This window comes from Klenkia sesuvii, assembly GCF_037083825.1.
Classification (GTDB): domain Bacteria; phylum Actinomycetota; class Actinomycetes; order Mycobacteriales; family Geodermatophilaceae; genus Klenkia; species Klenkia sesuvii.
Map to the genome: position 1 here is coordinate 1 of NZ_JBAPLU010000035.1, position 19883 is coordinate 19883.

Below are 19883 nucleotides of genomic sequence, written 5' to 3' on the forward strand. Positions count from 1 at the left end.
GGTTGCGGGCGACGTTCACGACGTCGTCCCGGAACTCCTTGGGGTAGGGCTTGGGCACGGTGAGCATCCTTCCAGCGGCACCTGTCGGCACCACAGATCAGATGTCACCTATCCGTGCAGCAGTCCCCGACGGCGCCTACTCCGAGGCCAAGTTCCACCAGGTGCGGGCGCTGGTCGAGCGGTTCCGTGGCCGGGAGGGATCGTCCGACGCCGACAAGGTCTGGACGGCGCGGGTCACCGACGTGCGCAACTGGGTGGTGTTCAGTGCCGTCGAACGGTGGCGGGACACCGGGGAGGCCTTCGAGACCTACACCGACTCGGGTGGCAAGTCCGGCGGTCAGAAGGAGAAGCTCGCCTACACGGTGCTGGCGGCCTCGCTGGCCTACCAGTTCAAGCTCGACTGGGCTGCGGCCACGTCGAAGTCGTTCCAGATGGCGGTGATCGACGAGGCTTTCGGGCGCGGGTCGGACGAGTCAACCCGCTATGCCCTTGCGCTCTTCCGCAGGTTGGGGCTGCAGCTCGTGGTGGTCACCCCGCTGCAGAAGATCCACACGATCGAGCCGGCCGTCTCTGCGGTCGGTTTCGTGGACAACCCCACGGGCGCCGGGTCACGCATGCACACGATGACCGTCGAGGAGTACCGCGCCGGTCGGGCCGCGCACCTGGCGGCCAAGCCGAGCTGATGGCGGCGCGGAGCGGGTGGGCGACGTGGGCCGATGTCCGGGCAGTGCTGCAGACCCGCTGGCAGCGGGGTGATCTGCTCCGTGCTCGGCTCGCCGGGCGCCCGGTTGCGCCGGTCGGGGTGCCCGTTCGTGGACCGACCGTGCGGGAGGTCGCCGACCGCTTCGGCGAGGTGCAGGAGTGGGTGACGCAATGGAGCGGCGCTCGGGTCGGGCCGGCCAGGGTGGAGCCGCGCGCGGTGGGCGGGCGACTGATCGGTGCCAACCAGCTGCCCGGCCGCGTGGTGGTCGACACCGAGAGCGACCTGTGGGCGGTGCTCGGCGTGCACCACGACGTGCGGCGCTTCGACGCCGTCGTCGACGCGGCGCTGGCCGAGTGCCCCGCCGTCCTGGGTTGGGTGCATGCCCGCCCGCACGAGGCGGCGGGTCTGCACGAGCAGTGGCCGAGGTTGTTGGCCGTCGTCCGCTGGGTCCTCGAGCGCGGCGGATCCGACACGTACCTGCGCCAGATCGACGTGCCCGGGGTGGACACCAAGTTCGTCGAGGCGCACGCCTCGGTGCTGGGGGCGCTGCTGGGCAGGGTGCTGCCGGCCGAGCGCATCGACCCGACCGCGCCGGCCGGCAACCTACCGCGTCGCTTCGGGCTGCGCGGCAAGCAGGAGCTGGTCCGGTTCCGCCCGGCCGAGGGGCCGTACCGGGAGCTGGGCGTGCGGTTGGCCGACCTGGCCGCACATCCCTTCCTCGATCGTCGGGTGGTGGTCGTGGAGAACGAGGTCAGCTACCTCGCTTTTCCGAGCCTGCCCGACACGGCCGTGCTGTACGGCGGGGGCTACGCGGTCTCCCGCCTGGCCGCGTTGCCCTGGCTCGCCGAGCACGACGTCGTCTACTGGGGCGACCTGGACACGCACGGCTTCCGGGCTCTGGACCGGTTGCGCCGGTTCGTGCCCCGCGCCCGCTCCATGCTGATGGACGACGAGACGCTGCTCGCCCACCGCGACCATTGGGGGTCCGAGCCCACCCCGGTCACCGAGCACCTCCCGCTGCTGACCCGGGCCGAGACCGGCACGTACCTGGCGTTGGTGCACGGCGAGTACGGCGACCGGGTGCGCCTGGAGCAGGAACGCATCCGGTTCGGGATCGTCGAACGCGCGGCGCGGTCGACCTGGTGAGCTGAGCTCCTCAGCGCGGCCAGGGTGGGCGCCCGTCGACGAGGGGCAGGCGACCGGTGGTGGGCACGACGCCGTCGACCTCGATGTGGACGGCGGTCGCCCCGTGGCCGAAGAACCCGGTCGGGGCGCCGTGCTCGTACGCCAACCGGCCGGCCCAGCTGACCAGGTCGAGCACGGTCACCGAGGTGTCGTCGATGCCGTGGGTGTCGGCGCGGTGGTCGGTCCAGCAGCGGTCCTGCCCGACGGGGCTGGAGCCGGTGAACTCGTGCTGGGCGTCCGGGAGGTCGAAGGCGGTGAGCAACACCCGGTGCAGGTCGGCGGGGGTGCTGTCGGCGGCCACCTCCACCAGGTGCTCCTCGGGGGAGTGCGCGTCGAGGACGGTGTGCAACCGGAGCGTGCTGCCGGCCAACTCGTCGGGTCGGACCCGGACGACACCCTGCCGGGCTCGGGCGACGCCCAGCAGCGTGCCGCCCTCGGCGAGGGGGTGACCGTCGATCAGGTCGGCCAGGGTGCCGAGCACCAGCGACTCCAGACCGGGCATGAGTCGAAGGTGGCCCCGGTCGACGGCGAAGCCCTCGGTAGCGGTCAACGCGCGGAGGAGGAGAGCGACCCCGAGCGACTCCTCCTCGGCGTCGGCGACGAGATGGGCACCGAGCGAGGAGTTCAGCAGGAGCAGGTCCATCGGGTCGAGGTCGAGCACCTCGTCGGGGACCTCGACGTCGCGGCCCTGCACGAGGTCCCAGGCGATGCCGGCCACCGCCTCGATGGGGAGGCCGACATCGGGGACGTCGTCCGGCTCGAGCAGGCCGCGGGCCAGGTCGAACGCCACCAGGGCGCGAGCCTGCTGGGCATCTCCGTGGGCGAGGGCCAGGCCGGTGGCCGTGACCCCGGCGCGGCCGCCGTCCACCACGACCAACCCGGCCCGGCGGGCGGTCGACCAGAGGTCGGCCAGACCCGGGTGGTCCCACATCGAGGTGAACTTCTGCTCGGGCAGGCCGAGCAGCTCGATGACCGCGCGGCTGTCGGCCTTGCGCAGCGCGCGGGTGCCGGTGACCGGCCGGGTGTTCGGACCCATCCACCGCAGGAGGGCCGATTGCCGGGCGACGACGTCGCAGGCCCGCACTGCGTCGGCTTCGGCGGCGGGGTCGTGGTGCTCGGCCGCCGCACGGCGCAGCAACCCGGCCATGTTCTGCCGCAGGCCCATGCCCAGTTCGTCCAGGGCGGCCACCTCACCGTGCCAGCGGCCGGTCGCCTCCAGGAAGCCGATCAGCAGGGCCACGACCGACCGGGGCAGGTGGTCGTCGTCGGGCCAGGTGTCCGCGACGGCTCGCACGTGCTCGGCCTGCCACCCGCCCAGGTCGGTGAGACCGGCGCGCTCGGCCTGCCGCACGGCATCGACAGCGAGGGTCAGCGTCTCCTTCGCGGCGAGGCCGGGGGCCACCTGACGCAGGTGCTGCAGGAATTCGCCGCGCAGCCCCAGCAGCACGGTGGCGGGGGACTTCTCGACGCGGGCCCGACGACGCTTCACGGGGTGCTCCTCATGCTCAGGGCGGCCCGGGCCAGGGCTGCGGCAGACGGATGCCACTGGCCGCGCGTTCGGCGCGCGGGCCGGCCGAGGTTGTCCAGCACGGTGGTCACGTCGAGCTCGATCAGCTCGCGGTGGCCGACCGGGCTGCCGTCACCATGCCGGTAGCCGAGTTCGTCCAGGCAGGCGGCGACGTCGTCGAAGCTCGACCCGGGTTGACGGGGATCGGCCGCCAGGGCCAGCACGAGCACCGAGGCGTCCCGGACGAAGCCGTCGGCAGGAACGAGGGACTCCCGCAGCACCGCCCAGAGCTGACGTGGATGCACACGCGCCCCGGTGCCCCTGGTGGTGGGCAGGAGAGACCCCTTGTGCCTGCGCAGCAGTTCGAGGTGCTGCAGGCATTCCCGGAAGACCAGGACGGGTACCGTCTGGATCTCCCGGTTCTTCGCGCCGATCCACCCGGCCGCGGCGGGGACGACGGCAGCAGCACCCAGCACGTCGTCCGGGCGCAGGTAACCGGCGGAGGTGAGCGGCAGGCCGCCGTCGGCGGCGCGGTCGAGGAACCACTGGAACGCCCAGGTGGCCTCGATGATCTCCTCGTCGGCGGGTTCGGTCACCGGGGTCGCGAGGGCGGCTGCGAGGGAGCGGCCCATCGGCAGGTTGGCCAGCCGGCGGCTCAGCTCAGCGGCCCGCGGGATCGCGTCGAGCGTCGCGGCCACCGCCTGCACCTGCGTGTCGTCCGGTTGGTCCACGGCTACCACCGTATCCAGGGCGGCAGCGTCGACCCCGTCAGCTGTCGCGGCGTGCGGGTACGGGCCGGCTCGGCGGGATCGCCCGGGTGTCGAACTGGGTGCTGGCCAGCTGTCGCTCGGCATGGCCCAGCACGTCGAAGACCTCCTTCGCCACGAAGCCCACGATGTTCGCGCCGAGCTTCTTCCTCGTCAGCACGCCGGCTGCGGTCAGCTCGTCGAGGCCCGCGCGTGCGGCGACGTCCGAGACGTCGAGGATGCGCTGCACGGTCGACAGCGTCACCACGGGCGCTTCCGGCAACCGGGCCAGGAGTCGGGCGGAGACCGAGTCGGCCCGGGGAGCGCCGCGCAGCCCTCGGTCCGACCGGGAGGAGCGCACCCGGGCATCCCATTCGTACGTCAGCTGCAGCACGTCGGTGGAGACCAGTCGTGCCTGTTCGGCCGCCACGATGGACGCCTCGAGGAAGACCCGGAGCCAACCGTCCACACCCCGGTGGGCGGCGTCTGTGTCCGCCGGACCGTCGTAGCGGTAGCTGGTGAGTCCTCCGATGTAGTGGTCGGACAGGGTGGCGAGTACCAGGCTGATGGGCAGCACGGATTCCGACGTCAGCCCTCGGCGGGTGAGCACGGTGTGGATCAGCGCTCGGCCGACTCGTCCGTTGCCGTCGGTGAAGGGGTGGATGGTCTCGAACTGCGCGTGCACCAGCGCCGCCTGGATCAGCGGCGCGTGGATCGAGCCGTTCATGTACTGCACCAGGTCGTCGATCATCGGCGGCGCCAGGTCGGGCGGCGGCGGGACGAAGGCCGCGTCCAGCGGGTGGTAGCTGGATCGGCCGATCCAGTTCTGCACACGCCGGATGCCGTGGTGCTTCTCGTCGGGGAGCAGCGCGCGGTGCAGGGCGTCGATGTCGGGGAGGGTGACGTGCTCGGCGTGGGCGAGGCGACCGGCGGCATCCCCGAGGACCGTGATGTTGTTGGCCACCAGGCGGGCTTGCTCACTGAACCCGTGCAGGTCCTCGACCTGTGCGAGCTCGGCGAGGGCGACCTGTTGAGCCCCAGGCGCCACCCCCTCGATGAGGGAGCTGGCGATGGCCTCGGACCGCAGGAGGAAGCGTGACAGGCCTTCGAGCCCGGTGGCGCCCGGCTCGGTGGCCACCGATCGGACAGCCTTCTCCGCATCCGACGCGAGATCGGCCAGGGCAGGGTCCACGCGGAGCGGACGGCCGCCGAGGGGATCGGGGACGTAGGCGCGGTAGTGGCCGCTCCGGCGCTCACGCTGCGGGATCATGGTCAGGTCGGACGCCGGCCAGTGCTCGTCACGCCATCCGGCCATGGGTCGTTTCCTTGTCTGCAGCGACTGTGCGCCCAACCTTGGGCGTTATCCTTGCCTGCGACGGGCGGCGAGACAAGGAAAACCGCGAGCCGTGGACGGCGGGTGGCGCCGGCGTCAGACGTCCATGACCTTCATGACCTCGTCGCCGTAGTCGTTGATGACCTTAACGGCGATCTTCCCCGTCGACGGCGGGGCGAACGGGCGGGAGGTGACGCCGTAGAGGGAGCCCCAGGCGTCGGCGTCGACCTCGGCCTTCAGGGCGACCTTGAGCTTCTTCAGCGGGTCCCCGCCGCCGGTGAAGTAGCAGTGCCGGACGAAGAACGACTCCGAGTCGTAGTCGGTGTCGATCATCCAGAGCGCGATCTGGCCGGTGCCGGCGCTGCGGATCTCACCGGTCGTGGGGTCGAAGACGTCGACTCCGCGCAGCTCGACGACGACCTGGTCGTCCTCGGTCCGACGGACGTCGATGTCCGGCTCGCCGAAGACCGTGAACAGGTTGCCGGCGCCGGTCTTGGCGAGTTCCTCACCCATGAGCAGGTCGACGTTCATGCGGACCAGCAGCACCCGCATGCGGCCCAGCGTGCGTTCGCCGGTGACGTTGGCGAAGCCCTCGGCGCTGGCCTCGACCGTGACGCCGCCCTCAGCGGTCACGTCGGTGGCGGCCGCGTCGAAGGCGAAGCCGAGCACGCAGAGCAGGTCGACGTCCTTGGCCTTGATGGCCTCGCGAGCGGCCTCCTTGATGAACTTCCCCGAGACCGTGCCGTACTGCGGGCCGAGGGCGATGGCCACCCGGACCGGTGCAGCGTCGGGCTCAGCTGCGTCTGCGGCCCGTTCGCCGACGGCCTGGACGTACTGGCCGGCGAACGGCTCGACCCCGGTGAGGTCGATGCGCTCGGCCCGCCGGCCGTTCTGGATGCCGGCCTTGACGAGGTTGTCGAGGATGGTGCGCTCGAAGTCCGGCGACGACGGGTCGAGCGCGGCCCGCTTCTCCGCCAGGGACTCGTCCGGGCCGCCCGCGTAGGCCAGCGAGCGGTGCGGGGAGAGGCTCTCGACGGTGAACGGGCCGGTGACCCGGACGGTCTTCTTGTCCTCGTAGGGCTTGTCGTAGAGGGTTTCGAAGTCGGCGTGCCGGCGGATGACCTCGTCGATCTCGGCGCGGGACATGCCCTCGCGAATGTCGGGGTTGTTGGCGATCGACTTCAGCGTGATGTGCTGGACGCGCTCGTAGACGAAGCCGTGGCGGATGTCGTCGCCGACCTGCGCGGCCGGGAGCTTCTTCCCGCTGAGCTGCTCCTCCTTGACCCGGCCGGCCGTGGAGTCGGCCAGCAGGTAGTACGGGTACCGGGCACCCATCAGCCGCTGGCGGGCCAGTGTCAGCGCGACACGGGAGGTGTCGATGGTGATCCACCGCCGCCCCCACTGCTCGGCGACGACCGCCGTGGTTCCGGATCCGCAGGTCGGGTCGAGTACGAGGTCACCCGGGTCGGTGCACATCAGCATGCACCGCTCGACGGTGCGGCTGGCCGTCTGGACGACGTAGATCTTCGGGTCGGCCCTGCTCTGCACGCCTCCGATGTCCGTCCACGTGTTGCTGACCGAGTAGGCGGGGAAGTCATCGAGGTACCGGACGTAGGACAAGGTTGACCGGCTTGCCGCGATGCGTTCGGCCAAGACCAGGCGGCTCATCCCCAGTTCGTTGGTCTTCCACCTGCTCTGCAAGGTCGGGCGGAACTCGCGGCCGTCGATGTTCACGGGGAACCACGAGGCGGCACCTTCGCCCTTCGCTCGGCCCTGGCTCTGACTGGTCAGATTGTCCAGCCGAAATGGGCGTCCTGACGCATCGATTGATGTGTACTTCGAGGCGCCCGGTCCACCTACCGCCTTGTCGACATACAGCTGCCGGAACTTGGTACGCGACCGGTCTTTCGCGTACCAAAGGATGAAGTTGGACACCGACGGCAGGAACTCGTTCGTGGCACCTGCTGTGGTGGCGAAGGTGATGAGCGAGATGAAGTGGTCCGCGCCGAAGACCTCGTCCATGAGGCTGCGGACGAGGTGGACGTTCTCGTCGCCGATCTGGACGAAGCAGCTGCCGCTGTCGGTCAGCAGCTCGCGCGCCACGAGCAGCCGGTCGCGCAGGTAGCTCAGGTAGGAGTGGATGCCCAGCTTCCACGTGTCCCGGAAGGCCTTGATCTGCTCGGCCTCGCGGGCGACGTCCTCGAGCTTGCCGTCCTTGACGTCGCGCTTGCGGGCCGACGCCTGGAAGTTCGACCCGAACTTGATGCCGTACGGCGGGTCGAGGTAGATCATCTGGACCCTGCCGCGGAGGTCCTCGCGGTCGGCCAGCGAGGCCATCACCTGCAGCGAGTCGCCCAGGACCATGCGGTTCTTCCACCGGTCGGTGTGCTGGTAGAAGTCGATGCGCTCGAGGTCGTCGAGCTCGTCGAAGGTGTCGAACAGCGACAGCTCCGGCTCGTCCTCGGGGCGTTCCGCCGTGCGTCTCAGGTTCTCGATCAGCACCCTCGGGTCGATCTTCTCCTGGATGTGGATCGGCGGGGCGTCGACCACCAGGTCGTCGCTGTCGGGGACGTCGTCGCCCGCGTACTTGCCCCGCCAGATCAGTTGAGGGTCGAGGCTGGGGTCGCGGTCGAAGGTCACGGTGCGGGGAGCCTCCAGCTCGGGCGTCGAGAAGTCCTCGGCGTTGGCCGCGGTCGGGATGTTGACCCGGGTGTCGCGGTGCTCGATGGACTCGACCGGGACCGGCCCGCCGGGATCACGCGCCACGGCGCACCTCGCTCATCAATCGCGGGTCGGGGAGGTCGAGCACGTCGGGGTCACCGATGAGCGGGCCGTCGGCGTACAGCGCGGCGACGGCATCGCGGAGCCGGTCGCGGACGTCGAGCATCGAGGTGACCTCGATGTACCCCCACCGCCCGAACCCTCCGTGGTTGTTGACGGCCGGGCACCACAGGTTGCGGGCGGTGTCCGCCTTCTCCTTCGTCGGGCCGGGGCTCGACTTCTGCTTCTGCCCGCCGGACACCTCCACGACCAACGTGCGCACGACGTCGCCGTCCCGGTGCTTGAGCCGGACGAGGAAGTCGGGCCAGTAGTCGTGCGTACGGCCTGCGTACACGTAGGGGATGGCGAAGCCGAGCTGCTCGTTCTTCACGTAGGACAGGACGTCGTCGTTCAGCTCGCACTCGAGCGCGAGGATCTGCTCCCAGGTGTTGCCACCCTGCCCGTCGAGGGTGATGTGGCTGACCTCGGACTTGTCGGCCGCGATCGCGGCCTTGCGGGTCTGGAAGAGCACGTCGGCCGTCGAGCCGGTCGGGCCGAAGCGGCGTAGCAAAGGGCGCAGGCGCTCGGGACGATCGTCCGCCAGCCGGGAGATGGCCTGGTACAGCGCCCCGGCCGCCTCCGCCTCCGCCTCCGCGTAGGCGGTGACGTGGCCGACCGTGTAGCCGGGTGCCAGGTCGACGCAGTGCCTCAGCCACTCGGACGCGATGGCGACCAGGCGGGGGAACAGCCAGGGGCGCACGTCCTCGGCGTCCGTCCGGAACTGCCCGCGCAGCAGCCGGGCAGCGAGGGCGTAGGCCACCTGCTGGGTACGCACGCCAGCCGGGTCAGCTGCCCGGATCTCCTCCTCGTCGCCGACGACCCCGGTCACCGTCGTGGTCGTCGGCACCGTCCCGGGGCCCACGCCGTACCGCTCGGTGACCGCCGGGTCGAAGTGCAGCTGCTCGTCGGGCAGCTCGATCCGGTACCCCTCGAGCAGGGGGAACTCGATGCGCAGGTGTGCACGTCCCGGCACGGACTCGACGAGCTGAGCCGGCGGGCGGGGGACCGGGTCGGCCAGCGGCTTGTCGCCCGGGATGAACTCGAAGGGGATGCCGTAGACGTTGGCGTACTCGGGCGCGAAGCGACCGTCGTCGTCCAGGGCGTAGGAACGTCGGCGGAGACCGCGGCCCACGACCTGCTCGCAGAGGAGCTGGCTACCGAACGCCCGGACGCCGAGCACGTGGGAGACGGTGTTCGCGTCCCAGCCCTCGGTGAGCATCTGCACGCTGACGACGCAGCGGACGTCCTCGCCGAGCTTGCCCTTCTTGCCGACGGTGTTCAGCACCTCGCGCAGCAGTTCTTCGTCGGTGGGCTCGGCGTCGGCGCCACCGTGGTCCAACCGCCATTGCTTCTTGAACGCCTCGATCTCGGCGGCTGCGACGGCCTTGAAGTCGGCCTTCATCGCTTCGCCGGACTCCAGCTGCGCCGAGTCGACGAGAATGGTGCGGGGCCTGGCCTGCACGGCGCCGTCCGCGACGTTCGCGAACTTCGCGAGGTGACCCGGCACCCGTGCGCCGTCCGGCGTCTCGTACCCGGCGATCCAGTCGTGCACCAACTTGGACACCACGGTGTTGGGGCAGACCACGATGAAGACAGGTGGCGGTTCGCCGTGCGGCACCATCACGGTGCGCCACTGCTCGAAGGTCCGCTCGTAGCTGCGGTACAGGCTCTCGAGCGCGCCCTGCAGCACCTCGGGCGGGTCCCACCCGCCCGCGAGGACGTTGCCCGGTGCCTTCCGCTTGGGGAGCTCCCTCTCCACGTGCGGCCACAGGTGGAGGTAGGTGACCTGGTCGCTGGTGGAGTCGTCGTCCACGGGCGTGCGCGGGATCTTGACGATGCCGGACTCGATGGCATCCATCAGCGAGAAGTCGCTGACCACCCAGCGGAAGAGGTAGCCCTCGCTGTACCCGGAGCCGGCGAGGAAGTAGGGCGTCGCGGACAGGTCGAACACCGTCTTGATGCCGACCTTGGCCTGCACGGCCTGCAATCCCTTGAACCAGACCCGAGCGGTCTCCAGGTCCTCCTTCAGTTCCTTGGCCGCTGTGCTGCCTATCGTGTCGGTGGCCTCGATCGGGCGGTCCCGGTAGCAGTGGTGGGCCTCGTCGTTGAACACCACGATCTGCTCGGCCCGGGAGCCGGGCTTGCCACGTCCACCGAGGTCGCGCAGCACGCGGGCGACCATCGCGTCGTCGGACTCGACGAACGGGTCGGAGCCCTGGCCTGCCCGCAGGACCTTCTTCGTGGTGGCAGCGACGCCCTTCACCTCCTTGGCCTCGCGCCTGAGGAAGGAGTGGTAGTTCGTGATCGCGATCTGCGCCTGGCCGAGCGCCGTCCGCAGGTCGGGTGGGACCAGATCCCGGAGGTCGTAGTAGTTGTCCTCGGCGCCCGGACGCAGCACCTGCAGCCGGTCGCGGATGGTCACGCCCGGTGCGACGACGAGGAACCGCTTGGCGAAGCGCGGGTCCCGTGGGGTGAGGGCCTTGTTGATCGTCTGCCAAGCGATGAGCATCGCCATGACGACGGTCTTGCCGCTGCCGGTCGCCATCTTGAGGGCCACCCTCGGCAGGCCGGCGTTGTGCTCGGCGTTCGCGTCGTCGAGGCTCGGGCGCCAGTCGCGGTATCCGTGTCGGCCCGACACCTCCGCGAGGAAGATCGCCGTCTCGGCTGCCTCCCGCTGGGCGAACAGGACCCGGTTCTCCCGCAGGGGGTCGGCCCAGTGCTGGAGGAGCTTGCGGCTGACCGGCGTGGCCCGCTCGTAGTCCCGGTGCCGCCAGGTGGCGACGTCCTGCCGGATCAGGTTGACCAGCTCGTTGGCCTCGCGGCGCTCACCGGTGGGGTCGAAGTCCAGTGCTGTCTGCACGGCACCACCGGCCAGCTTCGTGCCCTTGCGCGAGGCGGCGATCGGCACGAAGGAAGCGCTCGGACGACGTCCGTCCAGCACCCGGTCGGTCCGACCGTGCGGACCCATCTCGTAGTACCGGGTCGGCACGTCGTAGGGGCCGTTGAGGATCGGGCTCAGCGGGACGTCGTCCGACCCCGGACCCGCCCCGTCGGTCGTCATGGCTCGCAAATTTACCCAGATACATCTGGACAGGCGGGACCTGCTGCTCGCGAAGGCTCGACGGGTGCCGTCTCAGCGCCGGAAGCATCCGGAGGAGGAGTGGCGGCCGTACATGCAGGCGCTCGGGCACCGGATCGGTGAGCTGCGGGTCCGACGCGGACTGAGCCAGCAAAAGCTGGCCAGCCTGTGCGGGATGTCGGACACCAACCTGGAAGCGATGGAGCAGGGCAAGCAGTCGTCGGTGCGGGCCGACACCCGGACGGCCAACCCGACGCTGGACACGCTGTGGGCGCTCGCTTCAGCGCTAGACGTCTCCGTGGTGGACCTGCTCGCAGGGCTCGACAACCCGCCCGCGCTCACCCGCGAGCAGCACCGCCGCTTGCGCAGCCCCTGATCTCCGCAGACGAGTCCCTCAGCATCTCCGCGGAGACGTTCAGGACTGTGCAGGCAGGCTCCCTCGACCCGAACGGTAGGTTCGATCCTCGTGCGCCTGGTCATCGCGACGTGCTCCGTCGACTACGTCGGGCGGCTCACCGCCCACCTGCCCACCGCGACCCGGCTGCTGCTGGTGAAGGCCGACGGGTCGGTGTCGGTGCACGCCGACGACAGGGCCTACAAGCCGCTCAACTGGATGACCCCGCCGTGCAACCTGAAGGACCAGCTGGTCGACGGTTCGGGCACCTGGACGGTCACCAACAAGGCCGGTGAGCACCTGGTCATCACCATCGACGAGGTGCACCACGACGTACGCCACGACCTGGGGGTCGACCCCGGTCTGCAGAAGGACGGCGTCGAGGCCGAGCTGCAGCGGTTGCTGGCGCTGCACGTGGAGACCTTCGGCGCCGGCTGGCAACTGGTGCGCCGCGAGTACCCCACCGCGATCGGCCCGGTCGACCTGCTCTGCCGCGACGACCGGGGGACGACGGTGGCCGTGGAGGTCAAGCGCCGCGGGGAGATCGACGGCGTCGAGCAGCTGACCCGCTACCTCGAGCTGCTCAACCGTGACCCGCTGCTGGCCCCGGTCAAGGGCGTCTTCGCCGCGCAGGAGATCAAGCCCCAGGCGCGGGTGCTGGCCCGCGACCGGGGCATCGACTGCGTGACCGTCGACTACGCCGTCCTCAAGGGCACCGACGACCCCACCCAGCGGCTGTTCTGACCGGGATGCACCCGCGACCCCCCGACGTCCTCGTGGTGCGCGGGCGGGCCGCCCACCAGTGGGCCCAGCTGGCGGTCGGGCTGGTCCTCGCGGCGGTGAGCGGCGGCGCGCTCGTGCAGGGGAGCTGGCTGGTCGGGGCGCTGGGGCTGTTCGTGACCCTGGGCTGGCTGGTCCCGCTCGCCGTCCTCCGGTTGGTCACCCACGGCCCGGTGCTCCAGCTGGACCCGGCGGGCATGCAGGTGTCCGGGTGTCCGGGTGTCCTGGGCCGGCGTGGTCGGCGCCCGTGCCCGGCTGGTGTTCCGGGGCACCCCGGGGGTGCAGGTCGAGCTCGACCCGGCCGGCTGGCAGGAGCTCGCCGGGCAGGTACCGGCCTGGCGGCGCCGGCTCGCCCGGGCGCGGCCGCACCGGTCCGGGGGCGGCTCCTGGACGCCGTCGGTGTTCGTCGGGGTGCCGTCCGAGACGCTGGCGGGGTGGATCACCGCCGCTGCCGAGCAGCACCGGGGCGGGTGACCGCCTTCACGTCCAGGACGGTTACCCGCGGGTAACCGGCTCTGGCAGACTCGGCGGACCAGGGTGCGACGACGAGGTCGCGCCGGGACGAGGGAGTGGCAGCGTGGCCAGAGAACTCAGCCAGGTCGGGGTCGTCGGCCTGGGCACGATGGGCGCGGGCATCACCGAGGTGCTCGCCCGGGCGGGCCTGGACGTGACGGCCGTGGAGGTCTCCGCCGAGGCCCTGGACCGCGGCCGGGCGCACCTGGAGCAGTCCACCGACAAGGCCGTGCAGCGCGGCAAGCTCGACGCCGCCGACCGCGACGCCGTCCTGGCGCGCATCCGCTGGACGACCTCGCTCGACGACCTCGCCGAGGCCGAGCTGGTGGTCGAGGCCATCCCCGAGCGCATGGAGCTCAAGACCGAGGTCTTCGCCGCGCTGGACAAGATCTGCCCGCCGGACACGATCCTGGCGACCAACACCTCGAGCCTGTCGGTCACCGAGCTCAGCGTCGCCACCGGGCGGCCCAGCAAGGTCATCGGCATGCACTTCTTCAACCCGGCCCCGGTGATGAAGCTGGTCGAGGTCATCAGCACCGTGGTCACCGAGCCGTCGGTGATCGCCGACGTCGAGGCGCTGGCCGAGCGGCTGGGCAAGACCGACGTGACCGTGGGCGACAAGGCCGGGTTCATCGCCAACGCGCTGCTGTTCGGCTACCTCAACCACGCCGTCTCGATGTACGAGGCCAGGTACGCCAGCCGCGAGGACATCGACGCGGCCATGCGGCTGGGCTGCGGCCTGCCGATGGGTCCGCTGGCGCTGATGGACCTCATCGGCATCGACACCGCCTACGAGATCCTCGACACGATGTACAAGCAGTCGCGCGACCGGCTGCACGCCCCGAGCCCGATCATCAAGCAGCTGATGACCGCCGGGCTGCTGGGCCGCAAGACCGGCCGGGGCTTCTACACCTACGCCGGCCGCGACTCCGCCGAGGTGGTCGCCGACGCGCAGACCCCCACGCCCGGGGGCGCCGCCGAGGGCGCCCGCCCGGTGCGCACGGTCGGTCTCGTCGGATCGGGGACCATGGCCACCGGCATGATCGAGGTCTTCGCCAAGGGCGGCTACGAGACCGTCTTCGTGGCCCGCAGCCCCGAGAAGGTCGAGGGCGTGGTCGCCGCGATCACGAAGAGCCTGGACAAGCAGGTCACCCGGGGCAAGCTCGACGAGGAGGGCAAGGCCGCGGTCCTCGCCCGGCTCACCGGCACCACCGCCCGGGCCGACCTGGCCGACGTCGACCTGGTGGTCGAGGCGGTCGTCGAGTCGTTGCCGGTCAAGCAGGAGCTGTTCGCCGAGCTGGGCCGCATCTGCAAGCCCGGCGCGGTGCTGGCCACCACGACGTCGTCCCTGCCGGTCATCGAGTGCGCGAAGGCCAGCGGTCGGCCCGGGGACGTGGTCGGCCTGCACTTCTTCAACCCCGCCACGGTGATGAAGCTGGTCGAGGTCGTCTCCACGGTCGCCACCGAGGACGACGTCGCCGCCACCGCGCACGCCGTCTGCGCCCAGCTGGGCAAGCACGCGGTGTCCTGCACCGACCGTTCGGGCTTCATCGTCAACGCGCTGCTGTTCCCCTACCTCAACGACGCGGTGCGCATGCTGCAGGCGCACTACGCCACGGCCGACGACATCGACGCGGCCATGAAGGTCGGCTGCGGGTACCCGATGGGCCCCTTCGAGCTGCTGGACACGGTCGGCCTCGACGTCTCGCTGGCCATCGAGCGCGAGCTGTACACCGAGTTCCGCGAGCCGGGCTTCGCGCCCGCCCCGTTGCTCGAGCACCTGGTCACCGCGGGGTACCTCGGGCGCAAGACCGGTCGCGGGTTCCGGGAGCACGCCCGCCGGTAACCTCGGGGCCGACATGGGCAGGGGACGGCGGCGGCCGCACGCAGGTGCGCGCCCGCCGCTGTCCCGCACCCCGCCCGTCGAGACCGCCGACGACGGGGACTGGGTGGTCCGCCCGGTGACCGGGGCCGCCAGCACCCGCAGCTACCGCTGCCCGGGCTGCGACCAGGAAATCCGGCCGGGCACCCCGCACGTGGTCACCTGGCCGGTCTACGCCCGGGACTCCGACCTCGACCCCTGGGACACCGACTCCTCGCTGGACCTGCGCCGGCACTGGCACACCGCCTGCTGGCGGGCGCGCGCACGCCGGAGGTGAGCGGCGGCACGTCCGCTCAGGTCACCAGCGTCGCGAACACCACGACGTTGTCGGTGTAGCTGCGCCGCGAACGGTCGAACTCACCGCCGCACGTGATGAGCCGCAGCTGCGGGTCGACCGTGGGCCCGTACACCTCCGCGGTGCCGAAGGCGGTCTTGGGGTACTCCGCGACCCGGGTCGCCCGGAAGGTCAGCGTGCTGCCGTCGGCCCGGCCGACCAGTACGTCGTCGCCCACCGCCACCTCCTCCAGGCGGAAGAAGACGGCCGGGCCCGACCGGGAGTCCACGTGCCCGGCCAGCACCGCCGGACCCACCTCACCGGGGGTCACCCCCGCCCCGAACCAGCCGGCCTGGTCGTAGTCGGCCGGCGGCACCAGGGCCCCGGCCGGGTCGACGCCGATCGGCACCAGGCTGCTGGTCAACCCCACCGCGGGGACGGCGACCGACACCGGGGCCGGCCCCCCGGCCGCAGCGGTGCCCGCGGCCTCGACCACCGGCGCCGGTGGGGCGTCGGCCGCGGCGGGGGCGACCGTGCGCGGCTCGGCCAGCACGGCGACCACACCGGCCACGACCGCGACCAGCGCCAGGGACCACCGCAGCAGCGTCAGGGACGGCCGACGTCGCCGGTGCCGGTGCTGCGCCACGAGCAGGAGAGGTCAGGCGGCGTGGCGGGGCGTCGAGCCGCGGCGGGGCAGCCGCCGGCCCGAGGCCAGCCCGGCACCGGCGAGCGCGAGCAGCGCCACCCCACCCAGGGCGTAGGGGAGCGGGGAGGTGCCCGCGGCACCACCACCGCCGGCCTCGACGCCGCCGGTGGGCACCACCCCGGGGCTTGCGGCGTCCAGGACGGTCTCCACGCGCACCCCGGAGTCGCCGTCGAGCAGCAGCACCGTGTACGACGAACCGTCAGCCAGGTCGACCGGGAGGTCGGTGGGGTCGCCCTCGGCGCCGCTGACCTGCAGCGTGGTGGTGCCGCCCGGGACCGCGACGTAGTCGGTGAGGTCGGGGAAGGCCAGGCCGTCGGAGAGGGACGAGCCGCCGGCGATGGCGACGGTGGCCGGCGACAGGGTCTGGGAGGCGTTGACGACGCGGGCGCGGGCGTCCCCGGCCGGCGGGGCGGACAGGTCGTCGTCGAGGACGGTGAGCCCCAGCTGCGCGAAGGTGCCCACCCCGGCGACGGTGAAGGCCGTGCCCGGTGCCACGGTGACGGTGGTGGACAGCACCGGTGCCGAGGTCGCCGCCGCGCCGGCCGCGCGCATGGAGACCGTGTAGGTGCCGGCCGGGACCGACTGGTAGTCCGAGACGGTGCCGTAGCCGACCCCGGTCAGCACGATGCCGGTGTCGGGGGAGGACACCGAGTCGACGTAGACGTCGACCGACGGGGTGTCGGGGCTCAGGTGGGCCAGCCGCAGCATGCCCGCGTCGGCGGCGCCGGCCGGCGCGGCCGACAGGCCACCGACCAGGAGCGCGAGGGCGGTGAGCAGCAGCAGCGGGACGGTGCGCCGGGGAGTCACGCCTGGGCCTCCTGGGTCACGGGGGGACGACTGCGGGGAACCGTACCGGTCCGTCACCGGCCCGGCACGGTGAGCGGCGGGTCACCCGGCCGCGGCGCTGACGAGCGCGTCGGGGTCGGGCACGTACCCGAAGCCGACCCGCAGTCCGTCGTCGACCTCGACCACCGAGCTCGGCGCGTAGGGCGGCAGCTGGGCCTCCAGCCAGCCCCGCACCTGCGCCACCAGCGCGGGGTCCTCGGCCAGCCGGACACCGCCGACCGAGTCCACCACCGCGTACCGCAGCGGGGTGCCCACCTCTCCGTCCACCGCCGGGACCGCGGTGACACCGACGCCGTACTGCGCCGCGATGCCGGCCAGCAGCGTCAGCAGGCGGGGGTCGACGTCGCCGGACAGCAGGGCCCCGGTGACCTGTCCGGCGTCGGCCGTGGTCGGGTTGGTCAGCAGTGCCGCGGCCAGTTGGCGCCGCAGGGCCCGCTCGTCGGCGTCGGGCCCGCGGTGCCGGAGGTCGCGGACCACCAGCCCGGTGTCCTCCGTGCCGAACCGGGCCACGACCTCGCCGGCACCCGCGCCGCCCCGCGAGACCTGCAGTCCGTCGCCGTCGGCCGCGACCGGCACCCCGGCCCGGCGCAGCTCGTCGGCCAGCAGCCCCGATGCGGTCACGGTGCTGCCCGCGGGCACCTGCTGGCCGTACCAGTCCAGGAACGCGCGCCGGTCGGCAGCGCCGAAGTCGTCGGCGGGGGACAGCCGCACCGCGGCACCGGCCACGACCAGCCCCACGACCAGGCCGACCGCGGCCGCGGTGGCCAGGGCGGGCCGCAGCGGGCGCAGTGCCGGTCGGGCGACGGCCTCCTGCACCAGGGCGCCGACCAGCAGGGCGCCGACCGGGAGGCAGACGACCAGCGCCGAGAACCGGCCCGGCGGCGCGACGGCGGCCAGCGTGGTGACCGCGAGCGCCGCCGCCGGGGGGCGCCACCGGGGCAACACCCACGCCGCGAGGGCGCCGGTGGCCAGCAGCCCGGCGGTGAGCAGCACCGACCGGACCTCCCCGGCTGCCCACGGGGCGACGACGTCGGGTTGGGGGTCCCACCGCGGCAGGAGCAGGACCAGCCCGACGAAGACCGGGGCCAGCGCCGTGGCCGCGGCGGTGCGGGTGCGGGCCGACCACCGGGCGCCCAGCCGCCCGGTGGCCAGGGCCCCGGCGGTGCCCGCGGTGACCAGCAGCGCGACGTCGGGGGCCAGCAGCACCGCCGGCACCAGCGCAGGGACGGCGAGGGCCCGCACGGCTCGACGTCGTCGACCGACGGCCAGCCAGGCGGCGAGCAGCATCCAGGGCACCGCCCACGCGGCCGGTGCGCTCACCGCGTGCACCAGCACCAGGCCGGGCACCCCGCCCAGCACCAGCACCGCGACGGCGGCTCCGGTGTCGCCGAGGCGAGCCCGCCGGGCCACCCGCCACAGCAGCAGGCAGGAGAGCAGGAGCGCCACCCCCAGCAGCAGCCGACCGGCGGCGGCGAGACCGGTCTCGCGCTCGAAGGCCCGGGTGAGCCAGGCCCAGCCTGCGGTGTGCAGGACGGCCAGGCCGTCGGGGGTCAGCGGATCAGGCGCCGGGCCGCCCTGCAGCCAGGACCACGCGGGCGCGGTGAGCGCACCGTCGTCGGCGAGCGGGGTGCTGCGCAGGGCCCGGGCCGAGACGGTGCCGGCGACGGCGAGGGCCGCCACCGGGGCCAGGGCCGACCAGCGGAACCGCCGGGCCGTGCCCGAGGCGTGCCGGGGGCGGCCGGGGGCGCTGGTCGCGGACACGGCAGCACCCTCCAGCGACGACCCCGACGGCTCCGGGCGCGGGTGCCCGTCGTGGTCACCCGGCGGTGGCCACTCTGGCACGCACCGTCACGGCCGGCCACTCACGGACGGCCGTCCGTGGGTGCGGTGCTCTCAGCGGCGGTCGGTGCCCCCGGCCCGCTGAGCGGGCTGGCTGCCGGTGGGCACCGAGCGCACGGCGGGCTGCACGGCGGTCGCCGGCCCCCGCACCGGGGCCGGGGCCGGGCGCTGCACCGGGGGCCGGCTGGGTGCGGCGGGGGCCGACGACGCGGCGTCGGCCGCCGGGGCCTGCGTGGTGGCAGGCGTCGCGTCCGGGCTGGCATCGGCGGCCGGGGTCGGGGCGGCGACCGCGGCGGTGCTCCCCTGCTGGCCTGCTCCGCCCTGCTGGCCTGCTCCGCCCTGCTGGCCTGCTCCGCGCTGTGCCGCGGCACCACCCTCGGCGGGGCGCTGACCGGACGCGGCGCCGTCTGCGGGGGCTCCCGCCGGCCCGGGAGCGGCCTGCTGGTCGCCGCCGGGGCCAGCGGTGTCGCCCAGGTCGGGCAGCCGGCCGAGCAGGCGGCGCACCTCGTGCAGTCGCCCGGCCAGCTCGTCCCGGGTCCGCCGGACGGCGGCGGCCTCGTCCTCGGCGGCGGCGACCGTCGCGGCGGCCCGCTCGTCGGCGGCGGCCACCCGCTGCCGGGCGGCGGCGACCGACGCCTGCTCGCGCTCCTCCTCGAGCCGGGCAGCCTCGGTGCGGCGTGCCCGCTGCGCGATCTCGAAGTCCTCCTCGATCTTGGTGCGGCGGGCCTGGGAGTCGGCGTCGAGCTGCGCCACCCGCTCCTGGGCCTTGGTCACCAGCTCGTCGGCGCGGGCCTGCGCCTTGGCCGCCACCTGCTCGGCCTCGTGCCGGGCCTCGGCCAGCACGCGCTCGGCGTCGGCACCGGCCTGGGCCTGCCGCTGCACCGAGGCGTTCTCCTCCGCCGTGATCCGCTGCCGGACGGCGTCGGCCTCCTCGGCGGCGCGGCGGCGCACCTCCCCGGCCTCCTCCTCGGCCAGCCGCAGCATGTGCGAGATGCGCTCGCCCATGTTCTCGAAGGTGGGCGCACCGGCCGAGGCGGCCTTGCGGCGCAGGCCTTCGACCTCCTGGTGCAGGGCGGAGAGCTGGGCGGCCAGCTCCGACGAGCGGGCCGCCGCGGCGTCGCGGTCGGCCATGGTGACCCGCAGATCTGCGTCCAGCCGCTCGATGGCCTCGGCCACCTGGTCGCGGTGGTAACCCTTGCGCACCACCTCGAAGGAGTAGGTGGCCTCACGGAGCGGGAGCAGTTCGGCGTGGGGGTCGCTCATGGCTCCATCCTTC

At 72.8% G+C, this 19883-nt stretch carries 16 protein-coding genes; 7 read left to right on the forward strand and 9 right to left on the reverse strand.

Annotated features, from left to right (window positions below; translation table 11 throughout):
* The first annotated feature begins 101 nt into the window (after positions 1-101).
* Both TEK04_RS20425 and TEK04_RS20430 read left to right on the forward strand, forming a co-directional pair.
* A complete protein-coding gene (locus tag TEK04_RS20425) occupies positions 102-683 on the forward strand; it encodes an SbcC/MukB-like Walker B domain-containing protein (RefSeq protein ID WP_336406212.1) in 582 nt (193 codons plus the stop codon).
* Positions 683-1849 (forward strand): DUF3322 domain-containing protein, encoded by a 1167-nt coding sequence (locus TEK04_RS20430; protein WP_336406213.1) that lies wholly within the window; start codon positions 683-685, stop codon positions 1847-1849. The genes TEK04_RS20425 and TEK04_RS20430 overlap by 1 nt, the downstream gene beginning before the upstream one ends.
* 10 nt (positions 1850-1859) lie before the next feature.
* Here TEK04_RS20430 and TEK04_RS20435 read toward each other — a convergent pair whose 3' ends face one another.
* From TEK04_RS20435 to TEK04_RS20455, 5 genes are all read right to left on the reverse strand, one after another.
* Positions 1860-3377: a hypothetical protein gene (locus TEK04_RS20435; RefSeq protein WP_336406214.1), complete on the reverse strand. Its 1518-nt coding sequence runs from the start codon at positions 3375-3377 to the stop codon at positions 1860-1862.
* A complete protein-coding gene (locus TEK04_RS20440) occupies positions 3374-4126 on the reverse strand; it encodes a hypothetical protein (RefSeq protein ID WP_336406215.1) in 753 nt (250 codons plus the stop codon). Before TEK04_RS20440 ends, TEK04_RS20435 begins: the two co-directional genes overlap by 4 nt.
* 37 nt (positions 4127-4163) lie before the next feature.
* Positions 4164-5456, reverse strand: a complete 1293-nt coding sequence (locus TEK04_RS20445; protein ID WP_336406216.1) for a Fic family protein — start codon at positions 5454-5456, stop codon at positions 4164-4166.
* A 114-nt stretch (positions 5457-5570) separates the two neighbouring features.
* The gene (locus TEK04_RS20450; protein WP_336406217.1) at positions 5571-8240 is read right to left on the reverse strand and encodes a site-specific DNA-methyltransferase; all 2670 of its coding nucleotides are present in this window, start codon (positions 8238-8240) and stop codon (positions 5571-5573) included.
* Entirely contained in the window at positions 8230-11355 is a 3126-nt protein-coding gene (locus tag TEK04_RS20455) for a BPTD_3080 family restriction endonuclease (protein ID WP_336406218.1), read from the reverse strand. The genes TEK04_RS20450 and TEK04_RS20455 overlap by 11 nt, the downstream gene beginning before the upstream one ends.
* Between TEK04_RS20455 and TEK04_RS20460 the strand changes: the two genes are divergently transcribed.
* The 5 genes from TEK04_RS20460 (at position 11354) to TEK04_RS20480 (ending at position 15219) form a co-directional block, all read left to right on the forward strand.
* Positions 11354-11749 carry a helix-turn-helix domain-containing protein gene (locus TEK04_RS20460; RefSeq protein WP_336406219.1) on the forward strand — a complete coding sequence of 132 codons (396 nt, stop codon included), beginning with the start codon at positions 11354-11356 and terminating at the stop codon, positions 11747-11749. The genes TEK04_RS20455 and TEK04_RS20460 overlap by 2 nt on opposite strands.
* A 90-nt stretch (positions 11750-11839) precedes the next feature.
* Entirely contained in the window at positions 11840-12511 is a 672-nt protein-coding gene (gene nucS, locus TEK04_RS20465; RefSeq protein WP_336406220.1) for an endonuclease NucS, read from the forward strand.
* A 255-nt stretch (positions 12512-12766) separates the two neighbouring features.
* The gene (locus tag TEK04_RS20470; protein WP_336406221.1) at positions 12767-13021 is read left to right on the forward strand and encodes a hypothetical protein; all 255 of its coding nucleotides are present in this window, start codon (positions 12767-12769) and stop codon (positions 13019-13021) included.
* A gap of 103 nt (positions 13022-13124) precedes the next feature.
* Entirely contained in the window at positions 13125-14906 is a 1782-nt protein-coding gene (locus TEK04_RS20475) for a 3-hydroxyacyl-CoA dehydrogenase family protein (protein ID WP_336406222.1), read from the forward strand.
* A gap of 13 nt (positions 14907-14919) precedes the next feature.
* On the forward strand, positions 14920-15219 hold the full coding sequence (locus tag TEK04_RS20480) for an Rv1322 family protein (protein WP_336406223.1): 300 nt from the start codon (positions 14920-14922) through the stop codon (positions 15217-15219).
* Positions 15220-15235: 16 nt separating this feature from the next.
* Here the strand turns inward: TEK04_RS20480 and TEK04_RS20485 are convergent, their stop codons facing one another.
* The 4 genes from TEK04_RS20485 to TEK04_RS20500 form a co-directional block, all read right to left on the reverse strand.
* Positions 15236-15862 (reverse strand): class F sortase, encoded by a 627-nt coding sequence (locus TEK04_RS20485; protein ID WP_336406224.1) that lies wholly within the window; start codon positions 15860-15862, stop codon positions 15236-15238.
* A 12-nt stretch (positions 15863-15874) separates the two neighbouring features.
* Complete coding sequence (locus tag TEK04_RS20490; protein ID WP_336406225.1) at positions 15875-16729, reverse strand: DUF4397 domain-containing protein; 855 nt, start codon at positions 16727-16729, stop codon at positions 15875-15877.
* An 81-nt stretch (positions 16730-16810) separates the two neighbouring features.
* The gene (locus TEK04_RS20495; protein ID WP_336406226.1) at positions 16811-18529 is read right to left on the reverse strand and encodes a hypothetical protein; all 1719 of its coding nucleotides are present in this window, start codon (positions 18527-18529) and stop codon (positions 16811-16813) included.
* 132 nt (positions 18530-18661) lie between these two features.
* Positions 18662-19870, reverse strand: coding sequence for a coiled-coil domain-containing protein (locus TEK04_RS20500; RefSeq protein WP_336406227.1), 1209 nt, complete (start codon positions 19868-19870; stop codon positions 18662-18664).
* Positions 19871-19883 lie beyond the last annotated feature (13 nt).